The sequence below is a fragment of the Paucihalobacter sp. genome, from assembly GCF_036825875.1.
Classification (GTDB): Bacteria; Bacteroidota; Bacteroidia; order Flavobacteriales; family Flavobacteriaceae; genus Paucihalobacter.
The window spans coordinates 1-17,878 of sequence record NZ_DAISXK010000024.1 but is presented as its reverse complement, the minus strand read 5'-3'; the positions used below and the strand labels follow the sequence as shown (position 1 = coordinate 17,878).

At 33.1% G+C, this 17,878-nt stretch carries 15 protein-coding genes and 1 pseudogene; 9 read left to right on the top strand and 7 right to left on the bottom strand.

Annotated elements, in window-relative coordinates; all coding sequences use genetic code 11:
• Positions 1-25: 25 nt before the first annotated feature.
• Positions 26-2,071, bottom strand: a complete 2,046-nt coding sequence (locus V7Z48_RS08370; protein ID WP_334112957.1) for a tetratricopeptide repeat-containing sensor histidine kinase — start codon at positions 2,069-2,071, stop codon at positions 26-28.
• A gap of 486 nt (positions 2,072-2,557) precedes the next feature.
• On the opposite strand from V7Z48_RS08370, the gene argS reads away from it, so the two are divergent.
• Positions 2,558-4,333 (top strand): arginine--tRNA ligase, encoded by a 1,776-nt coding sequence (gene argS / locus V7Z48_RS08365; protein WP_334112956.1) that lies wholly within the window; start codon positions 2,558-2,560, stop codon positions 4,331-4,333.
• Between the two features lie 4 nt (positions 4,334-4,337).
• Here the strand turns inward: argS and V7Z48_RS08360 are convergent, their stop codons facing one another.
• Both V7Z48_RS08360 and V7Z48_RS08355 read right to left on the bottom strand, forming a co-directional pair.
• On the bottom strand, positions 4,338-4,505 hold the full coding sequence (locus V7Z48_RS08360) for a Lacal_2735 family protein (protein WP_334112955.1): 168 nt from the start codon (positions 4,503-4,505) through the stop codon (positions 4,338-4,340).
• A 95-nt stretch (positions 4,506-4,600) separates the two neighbouring features.
• Positions 4,601-5,368 carry a bacteriorhodopsin-like gene (locus tag V7Z48_RS08355; RefSeq protein WP_334112954.1) on the bottom strand — a complete coding sequence of 256 codons (768 nt, stop codon included), beginning with the start codon at positions 5,366-5,368 and terminating at the stop codon, positions 4,601-4,603.
• A gap of 106 nt (positions 5,369-5,474) precedes the next feature.
• On the opposite strand from V7Z48_RS08355, the gene V7Z48_RS08350 reads away from it, so the two are divergent.
• The gene (locus tag V7Z48_RS08350) at positions 5,475-6,347 is read left to right on the top strand and encodes a Brp/Blh family beta-carotene 15,15'-dioxygenase (protein WP_334112953.1); all 873 of its coding nucleotides are present in this window, start codon (positions 5,475-5,477) and stop codon (positions 6,345-6,347) included.
• On the opposite strand, the gene V7Z48_RS08345 is transcribed toward V7Z48_RS08350, so the two are convergent.
• From V7Z48_RS08345 to V7Z48_RS08335, 3 genes are read right to left on the bottom strand one after another with little or no spacing between them, the layout of a single operon-like run.
• On the bottom strand, positions 6,344-8,653 hold the full coding sequence (locus tag V7Z48_RS08345; RefSeq protein WP_334112952.1) for a TonB-dependent receptor plug domain-containing protein: 2,310 nt from the start codon (positions 8,651-8,653) through the stop codon (positions 6,344-6,346). The two genes, V7Z48_RS08350 and V7Z48_RS08345, sit on opposite strands and share 4 nt — an antisense overlap.
• Positions 8,646-9,542, bottom strand: a complete 897-nt coding sequence (locus V7Z48_RS08340; RefSeq protein ID WP_334112951.1) for a FecR family protein — start codon at positions 9,540-9,542, stop codon at positions 8,646-8,648. The genes V7Z48_RS08345 and V7Z48_RS08340 overlap by 8 nt, the downstream gene beginning before the upstream one ends.
• Before the next feature lie 60 nt (positions 9,543-9,602).
• The gene (locus tag V7Z48_RS08335) at positions 9,603-10,121 is read right to left on the bottom strand and encodes an RNA polymerase sigma factor (protein WP_334112950.1); all 519 of its coding nucleotides are present in this window, start codon (positions 10,119-10,121) and stop codon (positions 9,603-9,605) included.
• 444 nt (positions 10,122-10,565) lie between these two features.
• On the opposite strand from V7Z48_RS08335, the gene V7Z48_RS08330 reads away from it, so the two are divergent.
• The 7 genes and pseudogenes from V7Z48_RS08330 to V7Z48_RS08300 all read left to right on the top strand — a co-directional run bounded on the left by V7Z48_RS08330 (position 10,566) and on the right by V7Z48_RS08300 (position 17,570).
• A complete protein-coding gene (locus V7Z48_RS08330; RefSeq protein ID WP_334112949.1) occupies positions 10,566-11,975 on the top strand; it encodes a hypothetical protein in 1,410 nt (469 codons plus the stop codon).
• Between the two features lie 179 nt (positions 11,976-12,154).
• A complete protein-coding gene (gene ffh / locus V7Z48_RS08325) occupies positions 12,155-13,483 on the top strand; it encodes a signal recognition particle protein (RefSeq protein ID WP_334112948.1) in 1,329 nt (442 codons plus the stop codon).
• 180 nt (positions 13,484-13,663) lie between these two features.
• Positions 13,664-14,482 carry an orotidine-5'-phosphate decarboxylase gene (gene pyrF / locus V7Z48_RS08320; RefSeq protein WP_334112947.1) on the top strand — a complete coding sequence of 273 codons (819 nt, stop codon included), beginning with the start codon at positions 13,664-13,666 and terminating at the stop codon, positions 14,480-14,482.
• Positions 14,483-14,491: 9 nt separating this feature from the next.
• A complete protein-coding gene (locus V7Z48_RS08315) occupies positions 14,492-15,250 on the top strand; it encodes an ABC transporter substrate-binding protein (protein ID WP_334112946.1) in 759 nt (252 codons plus the stop codon).
• Positions 15,251-15,303: 53 nt separating this feature from the next.
• Complete coding sequence (locus V7Z48_RS08310) at positions 15,304-16,539, top strand: hypothetical protein (protein WP_334112945.1); 1,236 nt, start codon at positions 15,304-15,306, stop codon at positions 16,537-16,539.
• Between the two features lie 77 nt (positions 16,540-16,616).
• A pseudogene (locus tag V7Z48_RS08305) lies at positions 16,617-16,793 on the top strand (orotidine-5'-phosphate decarboxylase); the annotation flags it as partial.
• Positions 16,794-16,802: 9 nt separating this feature from the next.
• On the top strand, positions 16,803-17,570 hold the full coding sequence (locus V7Z48_RS08300; protein ID WP_334112944.1) for an ABC transporter substrate-binding protein: 768 nt from the start codon (positions 16,803-16,805) through the stop codon (positions 17,568-17,570).
• Here the strand turns inward: V7Z48_RS08300 and V7Z48_RS08295 are convergent.
• Entirely contained in the window at positions 17,567-17,746 is a 180-nt protein-coding gene (locus tag V7Z48_RS08295; protein WP_334112943.1) for a Lacal_2735 family protein, read from the bottom strand. The two genes, V7Z48_RS08300 and V7Z48_RS08295, sit on opposite strands and share 4 nt — an antisense overlap.
• Between the last annotated feature and the right edge of the window lie 132 nt (positions 17,747-17,878).

Here is a 17,878-nt window from a genome sequence, read left to right as displayed (position 1 = left end):
TTAGTCGGGAAAATATTTGGTCGTATTATGCTACTGCCTTAGGTAACTCAACAAAGAATTTACTACCCACATTCTGGGTGCTTTCAACCCAAATTTTACCATTATTCAACTCGACTAATTCTTTACAAATAGTTAGGCCAAGTCCGGTGCCTTTTTCATTTTTAGTACCAATGGTTGTAAAGGCATCGTTTTTAAAAAGTCTATCCAAGTTTTCTTTAGAAATACCAACGCCAGTATCTTCAACACACAAGCGTATTTTTTCACCTAAATCCCGACTAGAAACAGTTATTACATCACCAACTCTACTAAACTTTACGGCATTGGTAAGTAGATTTTGAACAACAATCTCCACCATACTTCGGTCTGCATAAACATAATCACTTTGCGATTCATCTATTACAACAATACGTTTTTGCTCAACTTTTTGTTCAATTAAATTTAATTTATTTTCAAAAACTTCTTTTACATTGAACAATACTGGTTTCGGTTCTAAGTTTTGCATTTGCGATTTAGACCAATTCAATAAATTGTAAAGTAGCATAGACGCATTGTTAGCATTTTCGCTAAGTTCAGGAATAAGCTCATTAAATTCTTCTTTCGAAATGCTATCTTCTTTTAATAAATCTAAAAACCCTTTGATTGATGAAATAGAATCCTTTAAATCGTGTGATACAATTGAAAACAATCGGTCTTTAACTTTGTTTATTTCTTCAAGATGCTTCGTTTGTTCTAAAACCACAGCATTTTGCTCGGCAAGTTGTTTATTTTTTGCAGCAAGACCAACATGTAAATTTTTAGATTTACTGAACTGAGTTCCGATGATAAATAAACTAATTAATGAAATCAATAATGCTGCTCCTAAAAGGTAAGCTGCAATTTCAAACTTTTTGTTGATGCCTAAATTCTCGGAGTTTTCGGTTGCGGTTGTATTGTTAATTGAGTCTGCAAGGCCTATTTGGCTGGTTGCTGATTCAATATCATCAAGGATTTTGGGCTGGTTGCTGAGGTTTATTTCTTCTTTTAAATTGAAATATTTTCGTTGCCAATTAAAGGCATTTTGATAAAAACCACGTGTTGAATCTAGTTCAATTTGTAAATAATAGTTTTTAAGTAATTCGTTTTTATTATTTGTTTTTAAGGCAATATCAAGGGCTTCAGCAAGTTGAATTTCTGCTAATTTTAATTGTTTTTGTTTTAAATTAAGGTTCCCAATAGCATTAAGAGACAGTAAAATTCCTTCAGAATTATTTTCGTTACGGTTGTATTGCAGTCCTTCTAATAAAAAGTCCGTAGCTTTTTCATATTCTCTAAACTGAAGATATTCATTTCCAATGCGCGGTAAAATGTCGCCACGCATTACCTGATCGGTTTTTGGGTTAAGTAAGCTCAATGCCTTTTCATAATATTCAATGGCCTTGCGGTGTTCTTTGCGCATTGAATACAAGAGCGCAATGTTTTTGGTTGAGTTTTTAATTCCAGAACTATCGGAAAGTTGCTTCCTAACTGTTAATGCTTTTTGATTAAACTCCAAAGATTTTTCTATTTGATTGGTATTGAAATAGGCCTCTGCAAGGTTGTTGTAGGCTTTACTCAACTCATCGCTTAAGTTTCGTTTTTCAAAAACTTCTATTGCCGAAAGTGAATTTTTGAGCCCAGTGGCGTAATTACCACGTCTTATTTCTATCAATCCAATGCTGTTGCTAACTTTTGCAATTCCTAAGGTATCTTTAAGTTGCGTAAATAATAGTCGTGATTTGGAATAGTTATCTATCGCATTAAAATAATCGTCTCTGTCGGTATAAATTAAAGCGCGATAATAATTAGCTTCAGCACTTCCTTTGGTGTATTTAATTTTATTAGACAACTGAAGTGTTTGATCAATATAAAGTAAAGCCTTTTTGTAATCTTGGGCTTTGTAAAGTACATCAATAAGTTTTATAGAGGTGTCTACTTTTGCTGAATCTTGATTCTGAAATGCAATTTCAAGGATCAGGCCATCCACCTGCTCGTTTTGAGAACGGACAAATAGCACAAACATAAGTGCAGTTATTATGAATAACTGCTGCTTCATGATTGGTTAGTGTTTGTTTTTCTGTAAATGTGATGCCAACTTGCCTTGAGGGAACGGTTAAGTAAGTTCACAATAAACAATAACAAAACTGTTAATGTTTGTTTTTTAAGTGTCATCAACGTTTGGGACCTTGATTAATAGCATTCCAAAAATCACTAAACAATACTGAAAAAACTAATTTAAGGGATTTAATGCTTAAAAATTAGATAAACTGACAGTTGAATTACAAGAAAAATTCGACCTATCGATAAACGGCATAAATCATAGAAAATCGACCTGTTTATCGACGAACGACACGCCTCTTTTATTTACAGACTTAAACAAATTAAAATCAGTTATATATATTATAATTTTTGATTAAGATAAGTCTCGGAGTGTGTCGAAAAATTAAACATTTTCAAAGAATATTTTATCACATTTCAGCATGGCTTTTCATCGATTCATTTTTAATAAAAATACTATCTTTGACCCTTATAAAATTTGAATATGACATTCCAAACTGTACTTGAGAATCACATTAAAAAAGCTGTTTTAGAATTGTTTTCGGCCGAATTACCAGTGGTGGAATTCCAGGCAACACGCAAAGAATTTTCTGGCGATATTACGGTTGTAATTTTTGGGATGCTTAGGTATGTAAAAGGTAATCCGCAAATAATTGGAGAGAAAATCGGGACCTATTTGCAAACTGAAATGAATGATGTTAAAGCGTTTAATGTGATTAAAGGATTTTTGAATTTAGAAATTGAAGATTCTTACTATATATCATTTTTAAATAGTATAAAGAATAATTCGAGATTTGGATTTATCGATTCAGATATCCACAATGCCGTTATGGTAGAGTACTCTTCGCCAAACACCAATAAACCTTTGCATTTAGGACATATACGTAATAATTTATTGGGCTACAGTGTTGCTGAAATTTTAAGAGCTTCAGGTAAAAAAGTTTATAAAACCCAAATTATTAACGATCGCGGGATTCATATTTGTAAAAGTATGTTGGCTTGGCAGCGTTTTGGAAATGGTGAAACACCCGAATCTACGGGATTAAAAGGTGACAAGCTGGTTGGAAATTATTATGTTAAGTTTGATCAAGTATATAAACAGGAAATTGAAAATTTAATCGCTCAAGGAAAAACAGAAGAAGAAGCCAAAAAAGAGGCACCAATATTGCTGGAAGCTCAGCAAATGCTTCAAAAATGGGAAGCCGGCGATGCCGAAACCGTAGCACTTTGGGAAACCATGAACCAATGGGTTTACAACGGATTTGAAGTCACGTATAAAAAATTAGGTGTTGATTTTGATAGCTATTACTACGAGAGCCAAACCTATTTATTAGGTAAGGAATTTGTTGCCGAAGGATTAGAATCTGGTATTTTTTATGAAAAAGAAGACGGTTCGGTTTGGTGTGATTTAACTCCCGACGGGTTAGATGAAAAAATCGTATTGCGATCAGATGGTACAGCGGTTTATATGACACAAGATATTGGTACTGCAATCCAACGTATAAAAGACCATCCCGATGTTGGAGGTATGGTTTACACTGTAGGTAACGAACAGGATTATCACTTTAAAGTTTTGTTTCTAATATTGAAGAAACTCGGATTTGAATGGGCAAAAAATCTGTTTCATTTAAGTTATGGGATGGTAGATTTACCAAGCGGTAAAATGAAGAGTAGAGAAGGAACTGTAGTTGATGCTGATGATTTAATTGAAGAAATGGCAATTACTGCTGGCGAAATTTCTGAAGAATTAGGCAAGTTAGAAGGTTATTCTCAAGATGAAAAACGGCAGCTCTACAAAACTATTGGGCTAGGTGCTTTAAAATATTATATTTTAAAAGTAGACCCTAAGAAGCGCATTTTGTTCGATCCGAAAGAATCTATCGATTTTCAAGGTAACACAGGTCCGTTTATTCAATATACTTACGCGCGTATACAGTCTATATTAAGAAAGGCTGATATCAACCAAAACTTTAACGAAAATGATATTACACTTCACGAGAAGGAAAAAGAACTATTAAAGCAATTGGAACTTTTTCCAGAAGTTATTCAAAATGCAGCACTACAATACAGCCCGGCATTGGTTGCGAATTATATTTACGACTTGGTAAAAGCCTTTAATACCTTCTATCAAAATGTTTCCATTCTAGGTGCTGATTCAGAAAATGAAAAAGCGTTTAGAGTCCAGTTATCGCATACTGTAGGAAACACCATCAAGAATGCTTGCAAACTTTTAGGGATCGAGGTTCCTGAGCGTATGTAATTAATTACTTTTTTAACGCTTCAATTTCTTCCAAAACAGCCTGTGCTTCTGCTTGCTTTTTGTCGCTCGCAGAACGGTTTGTTTTTGAAAGTTCAAAAGATTCTTTTAATAAATCTTTATATTTTTTTTGAAGTACTTCTTCTGGATTTTTCTTTTTAAATAGTCCGAACATAATAAATATGAATATGAGATTTTTATGAAATAATAAAGGCTACCCTTTGAGATAAAGAAGTAGCCTTTACATTTATTAACTAATAAATAAAACTATTAGGCTTCAGTAGTTTTTGTAGTAGAAGCAACTGCTAAACTATAAATTACCAAACCAAAACCAATTTTGTTAACGGCGTCTCCAATGTTGTAAACTACGTTCATTGACATTTGAGCGGCTTCAATATTAGATACTAATTGTAAACCAAATAAACCACCTTCAGTTCCTAAAATGTAACCTAGTGGGTAGATGGCCCATCCAACCAATACAAACCAACATAATACTTTGTGAGCTTTTAATACAGCTCCACCAGCTGTTTCGGCTAATTTCTTACCTTCTCCAAACCAAACAATGTAAACAATGATAAAGTATGCAATACCTGAGATTAGACCCCAAACCCATTGCATAGTTGGATTACCAATTGCAACGGCTTCACCAAAGTAACCAGTTACTAGCATTACAACAGACCAGAAAATTAATTTCCACATAAGGCCAACTTTTGCGCCAGCTACACGTAGAATTAAGAAAAATTCAACACACATTAATGGTACTGTTAATACCCAATCCACATATCTAAAGAATGTTGGAGACTCACCAACTTGGTCCCAATAATCTCTCATGTAGAAATAGTGCACTGCTGCAATAAAGGTAATTAAACCTGATACAAGAACCGAAGTTCTCCATTTTTTATCAAATTGGTTTAATGATAAAAAGAAAAAGGCTGAGGCAGCCATCATGGCCATACTTCCTACGAAAAAAGTAAAACCTACATAATCATCGGTCGCAATTTGCTTTAACTGACCGAGAACGTAAAATAAATTATTCATAATATTGTTAATTAGTTATTTTGTGTACGTAAATTTACTAATTGTTAAACACAAAATGTTTAAAATTTTGTGAAAAAAATTAAACACTATTAAAATAATGACGACGATGTATCAAAAAGTTCAATCAATACGGGTAGTGGCGACGTTTTTTGGTTTATGGATTTCGGCCTATATTTTAGGTAATTTTCAAGATTATGTAGCCTTTTTTCTAATATTTTCGTTGGGAATTCTGCATGGTTCTAATGATATTACGCTAATAAAACGCGCTTACAATACCAAAAATCTTACTTTTTTAAAGGTTTTGATGTCCTATTTATTGATAATTGGTGTTGGTACTACCTTGTTTTTTTCAATTCCGCCTGTCGCCTTAATATTATTTATTGTGTTTAGTGCCTATCATTTTGGCGAACAACATTTCCATTTTTTAAAAATTGATAATGGTATTATCTCATATCTATTTTATTTAGGGTACGGTTTGTTAGTGATTACCTTAATATTGTATCTCAATGCAAGTGATGCGTTAAGTATAATTAATGAAATGATTGGTGTAATTATAAGTCTTGATGTGTTGAGATGGATTTTGTTAATTTCCGCAATACTTACCATAATAACAGGCGCCCTGGTTTATTTAAAGCAAAAGCTTAATGTTTTTATTGAGTTGTTTTATTTATTTCTATTTTCAATTGTTTTTTTTGCTTCAAATCTAATTTGGTCGTTTGCCTTGTATTTTATTCTTTGGCATTCGTTACCATCCTTAGCAGATCAGGTTCAATACTTATATAAAGAAGTTACTAAAGAAACCATTATTCAATACATAAAGTCCTCTTTTATATATTGGTTAATTTCGGTGGTTGGCTTTTTTGTTTTAGTGCAGTTCTTAGAAAATAGTCCCACTGTTATGTTGTCTTTTTTCTTTTCTTTTCTTGCAGCTATAACCTTTCCACATGTATTGGTAATGCATAAAATACTTAAAGATTAAAGAGTAATTCGAGCAAAAAAGTTAGGCGTAATTCCTAAAGACGAATTTTCAACTTTCACAGGCAGGTTTTCTTGATTCAAAAAGAAGTATGTATTAATAATGTTTTTTGTGTTAAAAACATTCCAAACAGATGCGCCTATTTCAAATTTAGTTTTTTTTGAAATGGTCATGCTATAAGTTGCCGATGTGTCAACTCTTAAATAATCGCTTGTTGTACTGTTATTAGGCGTTTCAAAGTTAATTTGGTTATTTACAACCTCGTTGCCTGCAACAGGCAGTGTAATTGGTAACCCTGAATGCCAGTTAACACCAGATGAAATTTTAAAATGATTAATACTATAGTTCAAACCAAAATTCACAAAATGTTCTATGCCGAAGTTATTTCGAAACGGCACACCATTATTAATATTGTCAAACTTGTAGTGGTTGTCGTTATAAGTATAGCTCATCCATGAACTGAATTTTTCATTCTGATAATTAATTAAAAATTCAGCTCCTTTAACAGTATAGCCACCAACATCGGTGATAAATTGAAATTGATTTTGAAAGGCCTGACTTCTTGCTGTAATCCCAGCAACTTCCTTATAGAAACCTTCGAAATTAATAAAAAGCTTATTCTTCTTAAAAGAAACGCCTGCAGAGGCTTGTTGACTTTTAACAATGGGAATACTCCCGTTGTTTGATAGAATCCAGCGCCGTTTTTCAACACCTAAAAAATCGTTCTGTAGATCGATGATTTGGGTGGTGGTCTGACTTTTAAATTCTCCTAAAATTTCAAACTTAAAATAGTTTGCAAACCGCTGGCTAAAACCTAACCTTGGTTCTAACAAGTAAGTGCCAAATTTTTGAAAGGCATTCAATCTGCCGCCGGCTCTCAAAATAGTACTACCATTATTGAATTTAATGGTACCTTCTGCGTAGGCCGAGTGACTTCTTATGACTTCTTTTATGAAACTTCTGAAAACCGGATTATTAATATCTTCTAGATTTGTGATACCAACTTCGTTAAATTGATATCCAAAATTGATATCTACTGCATCAGCAGGTTTGTAATTTAGGTTAAATTTTGAAGCGAGATCCAAAACCTCATTTTTTTGAATGAGACGCTGGTTGTTTACAATGTCAAAATTTGTGGCATCTAGATCGTAATTGGTAAGATACAGTTGCGCTTCTGAATTAATTTTTTCACTCCATTTTCTGTTGTAAGTTAAACTACCTGCTATAGTACTTTGTGTAAGTGAGCTTGTTAATGCTTGATCACCAGAACTAAAGGTTGCTGATTCTTCGTAATCAACATTATTGAAAAAATTTATGAAACTGATGTTTATTTTGTCTTTTTCACTTAAATCCATTAATAATTTGGCATTCACATCATAGAAGTAAAAATTTTCGTTTTGTGTAAGTATTTCGGTTGACGAAGCATTTCTGGTTATGTCTGAATCCTGAAATGCCCTTTCAAAATAATTATTAAAGGTTGGTGTGGAAATTAAATCGGTGATAGATCTTCTGGCGGCAAATTGAAATTCAACATTTTTGTTAATGGGTAATTCGGCAAAAATATCACCATATATCATATTGATGCCTGCGCCAATCGTTTTGTCCTCGCTCACTTCGGATGAGGTTTGCATGTTTAATATACTGCTAATACCGTCGCCATAATAAGCGCTTGAACCATTTTTAATAACCGATACATTTTTTGTGATATACGGATTAAAGGCCGAAATCAACCCAAAGAAATGACCCGATTGGTACATTTTCATACCGTCGAAAATAATTAAATTTTGGTCGTTTGTTCCGCCTCGAATATTAAGATTAGAGACTGATTCGTCGGTACTGGTTATGCCTGGTAACGATTGTAAAATCAGTAAAACGTCAGGTTCTACTAAACCCGGTAAAATCCCAAACTTCTCCGGATTGATATTAAAACTTCCTAAAGATTTTTTGGAGATACCACTAGTTATATAATTGGTTATAAGTACTTCGTCGAGAGTTTGATCTAAAAAAGATTCTGACCATCTGAAAGCCTTAACAGTAATAAAGCGATCGTTTAGTTTTAAAATTTCAACATTTACTTGAGATTTGATAAATATTAAAGCTTCATCCAAGCTTAAATTTTCATTCGGTACAAGCAATGCAAAATTTTCTAATGCATTTGGGTTAAAAGAAAATCGAACATCATAACGATATTCCAACAATTTTAAAACTTGCTCAAGTGTTGTTCGTTCGCCAGTTTGGGCTTGTAACTTTAAGCTGCCATCACCGCAAAATATCAATATGAAAATAAACTTAATAAAAGCTTTAGTCACGCAGAATGGTTATTTGTTCATTGTCTATTGTGTAGGTTAAATTTAGTGGAATTGTTATAGATTTTAAGGCTAACTCCAAATTGGTATGTGTAAATGTGCCATTAAATAGAAGTGTTTTTTCAATTTGATCACTATTTATTGTAATGCTATATTGACGTTCAATTTCTTCAAAAACGAGATAAACTGGCACATCATCAAACGAACTTTCTTTTGAAAGCCAAGTAGGTAACTGTGCTGATTCATTAGTGATTTTTTTAATAGTTCCGTCTATAATCCGAAAGCTTTCTCCTGGTTTTAAAACTTGTGTTTCACCAATGGTTTCAACACCTACCAATCCTTCAAAACAATAAACCTCAAAGTAGTTGTCCCTTTGTTTCACGTTGAATTCGGTTCCTAAAACGCTAACGATTCCTGCAGAAGTTACTACCTTAAACTTTGAACCTTTTGCCACTTTAAAAAAAGCTTCACCTTCTAAATTTACCAATCGGTTTTTACTCCAATTTCTTTTATTAAATGATAAGGTTGAGGCGGAATTTAAAATAATTTCGGATTCGTCTGGTAATAGGGTTTCAATTTGTTGTGCAATTTCTGTCTGATAATTGGTGTCTAAACCAGAAATATAATAATACAATCCAAAAGCAATAACCAAAACAGCAGCAATGCGCATAAGTGGTTTTAACCAGCTGGATTCTTTTGTTTTTAAGGTCCTAATGTGGTGAAGCGTTTTTTCCAACTCTTGCTGTGCATTGTATTCTGGGGCTTTAAAACGCTGAATACTGCGGTCTAACTTTACCAAATCTTCGTAGTCTTCAAGTTGTTGAAAAGCCTTGAATTCTTCAGGATTCAGATTGTTGTCTAACCATTTACTTATGAGTAATTCTCGTGTCATAATTCACATATTTCAATTATAAAACAATTGAGCTTTAAAAATTCCTACCTAATTTGGGTTTTATTTTAAGCCTTCAACTTGTTCTTTTAATATTTTTAAGGCACCGTAAATTCTTTTTTCAACTGCTTTGGTTGAAATGTTTAATATTTCGGCAATTTCTTTATGCTTTTTTCCCTCAATTCTATTCATTAAAAAGGCGGTGCGTTGCGCATCGGTTAAATTTTCGATGGCTTTTTGTAAGGTATCCATGTATTCATTGCCTTGCATAATAAACTCTGGATTTTCATTGGTGTAATGTTTAGGCTTGGTTGCTTGATATTTCAAGACTACTTTTTGATGTGCGTGTTCATTCAACATTAAATTATTGGCAACAGTAAAGAGAAACGATTTGGCCTTATCGGGTGTTACTTTACTACAATTTTCCCAAAGCTTGATGAATGCTTCTTGAACTTTATCTTTTGGATTGAAGTTTTCGCCAAATTTGTAATAAAGAAAATTATGTAAGTCAGTTGAATACTTTTTAAAGATAGCCGAATAAATAGATTCGGAACAAACATTGTCATTTATAGATTTTGACATTTTTGAAAATTTCAGGTAGGAAAATTAGCTTTTAAATTGTTTAATTACAAATAAAAATCGTTGTACAAAAGTAAATAAAATACTTCATCTCTTATGGAAAATCATTGCCCTGAAAATCCCAAAACAACAACTTTACGTGATCATGATACTCAGTTAAAATATCAAAATTCGTTTTTAGATTTTGGACTAACTATGTTATCATGTTACAACCAGCAAAAACTTCATCATAGTATTTTGATGTTAGATGAACTAAAGCAAAAATTGATTAAAAATCCCGAGAACAGAATCCTCAAATTAAAATATCAACTTAAATTGAACCAATTAAAATCAATTATTTCAACAAAAAAACGGATAGATTTACTAAACTTGGAAATAAAAAATTTAAAATCTAGGTAGGAATTTTTAATGTTCACCTGTTCTATAAAAAATAACAAAACCATAACCATGAAAACAATAGGATATTTTTCAAAATTAATCACTTTTTTTGCCCTAGTATTTTTTGTTTCCTGCCAAGATGAGGTCACCGAAATTACACAACCTACCGAACAAGAAACTTTAGTGCCTGATTCGCCACTAGCACGAAACATATTCAACATGTCAACCTTAAGTAGCAATGCATCGTCAATAGTTACAAGTACCAGTTGTTTGGCAATTGATTTGCCATTTACCATTATTGTTAATGGAAATGAAATAATTATAGAAACTGAAGAAGACTACGATATAGTTGCGACTATATTTGATGAGTTTGATGATGATGATGATGAACTCCAAATTGTATATCCAATAACACTTATTTTATTCGACTATTCGGAAGTGGTTGTTAATAACAATGATGAGTTAGAATTTTATATTGAAGAATGCCTTAACAGTTATAATGTGGATGATGATATTGAATGTATCAATTTTGAATATCCCATAACATTATCGCTGTTTAATACTGCGTTTCAATTTTTAGAAACGGTTGTAGTGAACAATGATCAGGAATTATTCAATTTTCTAGATGACGATTTTGATGATGACGATGTGATTGCCGCCATAAACTATCCCATTAATGTTATTTTATTTGATGGAACTGTGATTTCAGTAAATAATAATTCTGAATTGAACAATATTATTGAAGCTAATTCCGATGATTGCGATGATGATAGTAACACCAACCTATCAATAGATGAATTGGAGGCACTATTATTAGAATGTTTTTGGAAAGTAGATGATCTAGAAATTGACGACCAAGAACTTGATGATTTATATGAAGATTTTCTGATAGATTTCCGTGAAGGTGGAATGGTTGTTGTTACGGGGCCTCAAAGTATTGTATATAATGGTACTTGGAGTCTAACAGAAACAACCACTAGTATTAAGTTAAACTTGCAAATTGATGGCTTACCTGATTTAAATAATGCGGGTTGGGTGTTCAGAAAGTTTGAGGACGATGATGATGATGATGAAATTGAAGTTAAATTCAGAAACATTGAGGATGAGCTTGAATTAGAACAAGTATGTATTTCTACCAATAATGAAGAAGTTCAAAATTTAAGAAATATTATTACAGACGGAAGCTGGTTTGTATCGCTTTACTTTGACGACGAGGATGATACCTTAGATTTTCAAAATTTAACATTTGTATTTAATTCAAACGGAAGTGTTGACGTTTCCAATCAACAATCAAATGTTGTAACCGGAAGTTGGTCCTCATTTTCAAATAGTCAAAATCAACTAAAATTGTTACTTATTTTCCCAGAAGATAGTAACCCGTTGGACGATTTAGATGATGATTGGGATGTATTGACTATAACTGAAAATAGAATTGAGTTAACCGACGATGATGACCGACTTACCTTTGATAAAATTTAAATTAATAGGCCATTTCTAAAACATAAGTTATGATCAATTTGTTTTATTAGTTAATAAATCCATTCATATTTAAAAGAGTTGCAGAAAAGTGCAGCTCTTTTTTTATTTAAGTCCGAATTTAGCACTTTACTAATCAACCTTAAATTTGTAACTTTGCAACTTTCCAAAACAAAAGACACATGTTTAATAATTTAAGCGAAAAGTTAGATAAAGCCTTACACGTACTTAAAGGTCACGGTAGTATTACCGAGGTAAATGTTGCCGAAACCTTAAAAGAAGTTAGAAGAGCGCTTTTAGATGCCGATGTTAACTTTAAAATTGCCAAAGATTTTACTGTTAGAGTAAAAGAAAAAGCACTTGGTCAAAATGTTTTAACCAACTTGCAACCAGGGCAGTTAATGGTTAAAATTGTTAAGGATGAGCTAACCGAACTTATGGGTGGCGATGCCGAAGGATTAAATTTATCTGGTGCGCCAAGTATCATTTTAATGTCGGGTTTGCAAGGTTCTGGTAAAACAACTTTCTCGGGTAAACTAGCAAACTATCTTAAAAAGAAAAAAACCAAAAAGCCTTTATTAGTAGCCTGCGACGTCTATCGACCAGCTGCTATTGATCAGCTTCATATTGTTGGTGAACAAATAGGTGTAGAAGTTTTTAGTGATAAAGGAAATAACGATCCGGTTGCTATTGCCAAGGCAGGTATTGCTCATGCCAAGGCCAACGGATTTAATGTTGTAATTATTGATACCGCTGGTCGTTTAGCAGTTGATGAGGTCATGATGACCGAAATATCAAATATTCACAAAGCTATTCAACCACAAGAAACCTTGTTTGTGGTAGATGCTATGACAGGTCAAGATGCGGTAAATACTGCAAAATCCTTTAATGATGTTTTAAATTTTGATGGCGTAATCCTTACAAAATTAGATGGTGATACGCGCGGTGGTGCAGCCATCTCTATTAAATCAGTAGTTAATAAACCTATCAAGTTTATTGGTACTGGTGAAAAAATGGAGGCGATAGACGTGTTTTATCCTTCAAGAATGGCCGACCGAATTCTCGGTATGGGTGATGTGGTATCTCTTGTAGAAAGAGCGCAGGAACAATATGATGAAGAAGAAGCCAGAAAGCTTTCTAAAAAAATAGCTAAGAACCAGTTTGGTTTTGATGATTTTCTAAAACAAATTCAGCAAATCAAAAAAATGGGTAATATGAAAGATTTACTCGGAATGATTCCTGGAGCTGGTAAAATGATGAAAGATGTTGATATCGATGATGATGCCTTTAAACATGTTGAAGCCATTATTCAATCCATGACACCCGCTGAACGCTCAAATCCATCACTACTTAATGCTGCACGTAAAAAACGAATAGGTAATGGTTCAGGGACTTCTGTGCAGCAAGTGAACCAGCTTATGAAACAGTTTGAGCAAATGAGCAAAATGATGAAAATGATGCAAGGCGGTAAAGGCAAGCAAATGATGCAAATGATGAATAACATGCGATAAGATTGAAATTTAGGGCTAATGGTATTTGTCTATACAATATACTTTTTATCTTTTGTAGTTTCTTAAATCCATGTTTTAAAGGGAGACTAGAATAAAAAAATAGAAAATTTCAATGTAGGTTGTATTTTCAGATGCCATCGAATTTCATGAACGAAATTTAAATTCTAAATTTTTGAATAAATGACCAAGGATTTTTTAGTAGCGCAAATTCACAAAAAGCATTCATTTCTTTGTATCGGTTTAGATGTTGATTTGAATAAAATCCCTAAGCATTTGTTGACTTCGGAGGATCCCATTTATGAATTTAACAAAGCCATTATCGATGCTACACATCATTTGTGTGTGGCTTACAAGCCCAATTTAGCTTTTTACGAAGCCCACGGCATTAAAGGTTGGGCAGCCTTAGAAAAAACGATTACCTATCTCAATTCAAATCACTCTGACATTTTCACCATTGCTGATGCTAAGCGCGGTGATATTGGCAATACCAGCAGTATGTATGCCAAAGCGTTTTTTGAAGATCTAGGTTTTGATAGTGTGACCGTGGCACCTTATATGGGAAAAGATTCGGTGGAGCCATTTTTGGAGTTTAAAGATAAACACGCCATTTTACTGGCTTTAACTTCTAATGAAGGGGCTTTTGATTTCCAAACGAAATCCGTTGATGGTTTGGAATTGTATAAACAGGTTTTAATCACTTCTAAAACCTGGAAAAATTCCAATAATTTAATGTATGTCGTAGGTGCTACCCAGGCAGAATATTTAGCTGAAATCAGACAAATTATCCCGAATAGTTTTTTGTTAGTTCCTGGTGTTGGTGCTCAAGGCGGAAGTCTTGAGGAAGTCTGTAAATATGGCATGACCAACGATGTTGGATTGTTAATCAATTCTTCACGAGGCATAATTTACGCCTCGAATGAGGTAGATTTTGCAAACGCCGCAAAACTAAAAGCTCAAGACCTTCAGGAACAAATGGCCCTGTTACTTCAATCATTATAATTTTGCACAATGACTAAAATACAAACTTTTAGTCGCATCATATCGTTAGTTCCTAGCCAAACCGAATTACTAGTTGACCTAGGTTTAAAATCGAAGCTGGTTGGTGTGACCAAGTTTTGTGTACATCCAAAAAATTTGAGAAAAGAAGTAACAGTAGTTGGAGGCACTAAACAGGTTCACTTCGAAAAAATAAAAGCACTTCAACCGGATATTATTCTTTGTAATAAAGAAGAAAATACCTTGGAGATGGTTCTGGAACTTGAAAAAATTGCTAAGGTAGAAGTGAGCGATGTCAACACTTTTGATGATGCTTTAAAACTTATAAAGTATTATGGTGAATTGTTTGATACAACTTCATCTGCCAATAAACTCATTGCACAAATTCATGCCAATCGAACTAAATTCCAAGTAAAACGTACTCAAATTCCAAGGAAAAAAGCGGCTTATTTTATCTGGCAAAAACCTTATATGGTGGCAGCTAAGAGCACCTTTATCAATGCCATGCTGGAAGAAGCTGGATTTGAAAATGTATTCAATTCGAAATTTCGATATCCCGAAATAAATTTTAACACACCAGAACTTCAAAAAGCCGAATTGATATTGTTATCGACAGAGCCGTTTCCATTTAACGCTGAACATGTTCAACTGTTCAAGTCTGAATTTCCCGATAAAAAAGTGCTAATTGTAGATGGCGAAATGTTCTCTTGGTATGGGTCGAGATTAATTAAATGCTTCGACTATTTTGAACAAAAAAAATTAATAATTTAATATACAACCAATACGATATAATTATTATCTTGCGAGACCAAACACCAAACATCGTGTATTTAAAACTTACATTTTTACTACTATTCTCATCGGCCACCATATTTGGTCAAATTAATTTTGAACCAGGTTATATTATTAATAATGCCAACAACCGCAAAGAGGGTTTTATAAAAAATATGGATTGGGTAAATAGCCCGTCCGAAATTTTATTTAAATTAAGGTTAGACGATAAGGAAATCGTGACTTATAAAATTGAGAACCTAAAGGAATTTGGCATTGGCGATTTTGTTAAATATAAAAAATTCAATGTCCAGCTTGATATGTCTGCCAATAGTTTAGCTAAAATGTCTTATCAGAAAGAACCTGAGTTTGAAATTAAAACCTTGCTTTTAAAACAATTAGTTGGTGGTGCAGCCAACCTTTTTATCTACGAAGGATTAGGGCTTACCAGATTTTTTTACAATCTTGAAAATTCAATGGAAATCGTTCCTTTAATTTTTAAAAAGTATATGATTAATAACAATCAAGTTGCTGAGAATTCTGAATTTCGAAGTCATTTATTTTATAACTTTAAGTGTGAAGGCATAGACGCGGATGACTCTAGAAAATTGAAATATGACAAAAAAAACTTAACTGAATTTTTCCAAAAATATAATAACTGCATGGGTTATAATGTTGTGATTTATAATAAAAATGCAGCAAAGGATGTTTTTAAATTAAAGGCAAAAGTTGGGATAGCAAGTTTTAATGCGGAAACAGATTTTAAAGGAAGTTTTTTCAGCCCCGACATATATTCGGCTACATTAAGTACAGAATATAACTTGAGAATAGGTGTTGAATTAGAGTATATATTACCATTTAATAAAAACAAATGGAGTGTTTATATCGACCCTGCCTATCAATCTTATAAGGGTAGTGGCTCGAATAATAGGATTTTTGGTCAGGTTATCGAGAGAGAATTCGTTAATGAAATTGAGGCCAACTACAGATTTATTGATGTTCCAATTGGAGTAAGGCATTATATGTTTTTAAATGAAAATTCTAAGCTTTTTGTAGGTGTAGCCTATGCATTTGGTTTTAATTTTGGAGGCGAGGTTACGTTTTCCGAATCAAATGACTTAGAGATAAACTCTACGGCTAACGCCAATTTTGGATTGGGATATGAATTTAAAAACAAGTATTCTTTCGAATTTAGATATGCTACAAACAGGAACATAACCAATTTTGGGTCTGATATTTCTACTAATTATTCTGGTGTATGCGTTATTTTTGGTTACTTAATACTGTAAAATTAAGTACGCGACAAAAAATTTAGTAAGTTAATTTCCTCAAGCGTTTTGATAGTATTATACTCTTGAATATCGTTCAAGGTGGTAGTTTGGAAGAAGTATGTAAGTATGGCATGAATCAAGACGTGGGATTGTTAATCAATTCTTCGCGAGGCGTAATTTACGCTTCAAATGAGGCAGATTTTGCAAACGCTGCCAAACTAAAGGCTCAAGAACTTCAGCAGCAAATGGCCTCGTTACTTCAATCATTATAATTTTTCACAATGACTAAAAAGCAAACCTTTAGTCGTATAATTTCTTTAGTTCCCAGTCAAACTGAATTACTGGTAGATTTAGGGCTGCAATCTAGTATGGTAGGAGTAACTAAATTTTGTGTTCATCCCGAAAACCTGCGAATGGAAATACCTGTAGTTGGTGGTACCAAACAAGTCAATTTCAAAAAAATAAAAGCATTAAATCCAGATATCATCCTTTGTAATAAAGAGGAAAATACCTTGGACATGGTTCAGCAACTCCAGGACATAGCTAAAGTAGAAATTAGAGATGTCAATACATTTGACGATGCCTTAACTCTGATAAAGTTTTATGGAGATCTATTTAATGTTAAATATTTGTCACAAGCTATTATTGACAAGATAGAAGCCGACCGGTATACTTTTAGAAAGCGATTCATCAACGTGTCGAGGGTTAAAGTTGCTTATTTTATTTGGCAACAGCCTTATATGGTGGCAGCAAATAATACGTTTATCAATGCCAGGATTGAAGAAGTAGGTTTTTCAAATGTCTTCAAATCTAAAAACAGGTATCCCGAAATAGACTTGGTTGACCAAGACTTACACAAAACCGAAATTATTTTGTTGTCTTCAGAACCATTTCCATTTAAAACAGAGCATGTTAAACAATTTAAAGCGCTGTTTCCAGACAAGCAAGTTATTATTGCAGATGGTGAAATGTTTTCTTGGTATGGTTCGAGATTGCAAGGGGCTTTTAAGTATTTTGAAAGCCTTCATGAAACATTAAATTCAGTTTAAGACCGCGATAAAAAGTTGAGTAAGTTAATTTCCTCAAGCGTTTTAATGGCATTATACTCTTGAATATCGCTCAGGGCAGAGTCGGTTTCACGCCAATTATAGGAGTCTTCCACTAGTATTTTATAGTGGTAAAGCAGTTTTTTGCGTTTTTCTTGTATGTTTTTGAGCGGTGTCATTTTGAAATAAACTTAAATATATAAATTATTTCAATACCATTTCAAAAAACTTTTAAATAAAAAAGTCGGCTGAAACAACCGACTTTTTAAAACCAACTTTTGCTAATCCAAATTAAAGATAAATGTATGATC

Excerpts from the sequence above, each read along its gene's own strand:
- V7Z48_RS08370 (WP_334112957.1), bottom strand. The coding sequence starts at position 2,071 with ATGAAGCAGCAGTTATTCATAATAACTGCACTTATGTTTGTGCTATTT.
- argS (WP_334112956.1), top strand. The coding sequence starts at position 2,558 with ATGACATTCCAAACTGTACTTGAGAATCACATTAAAAAAGCTGTTTTA.
- V7Z48_RS08360 (WP_334112955.1), bottom strand. The coding sequence starts at position 4,505 with ATGTTCGGACTATTTAAAAAGAAAAATCCAGAAGAAGTACTTCAAAAA.
- V7Z48_RS08355 (WP_334112954.1), bottom strand. The coding sequence starts at position 5,368 with ATGAATAATTTATTTTACGTTCTCGGTCAGTTAAAGCAAATTGCGACC.
- V7Z48_RS08350 (WP_334112953.1), top strand. The coding sequence starts at position 5,475 with ATGTATCAAAAAGTTCAATCAATACGGGTAGTGGCGACGTTTTTTGGT.
- V7Z48_RS08340 (WP_334112951.1), bottom strand. The coding sequence starts at position 9,542 with ATGACACGAGAATTACTCATAAGTAAATGGTTAGACAACAATCTGAAT.
- V7Z48_RS08335 (WP_334112950.1), bottom strand. The coding sequence starts at position 10,121 with ATGTCAAAATCTATAAATGACAATGTTTGTTCCGAATCTATTTATTCG.
- V7Z48_RS08330 (WP_334112949.1), top strand. The coding sequence starts at position 10,566 with ATGAAAACAATAGGATATTTTTCAAAATTAATCACTTTTTTTGCCCTA.
- ffh (WP_334112948.1), top strand. The coding sequence starts at position 12,155 with ATGTTTAATAATTTAAGCGAAAAGTTAGATAAAGCCTTACACGTACTT.
- pyrF (WP_334112947.1), top strand. The coding sequence starts at position 13,664 with ATGACCAAGGATTTTTTAGTAGCGCAAATTCACAAAAAGCATTCATTT.
- V7Z48_RS08315 (WP_334112946.1), top strand. The coding sequence starts at position 14,492 with ATGACTAAAATACAAACTTTTAGTCGCATCATATCGTTAGTTCCTAGC.
- V7Z48_RS08300 (WP_334112944.1), top strand. The coding sequence starts at position 16,803 with ATGACTAAAAAGCAAACCTTTAGTCGTATAATTTCTTTAGTTCCCAGT.
- V7Z48_RS08295 (WP_334112943.1), bottom strand. The coding sequence starts at position 17,746 with ATGACACCGCTCAAAAACATACAAGAAAAACGCAAAAAACTGCTTTAC.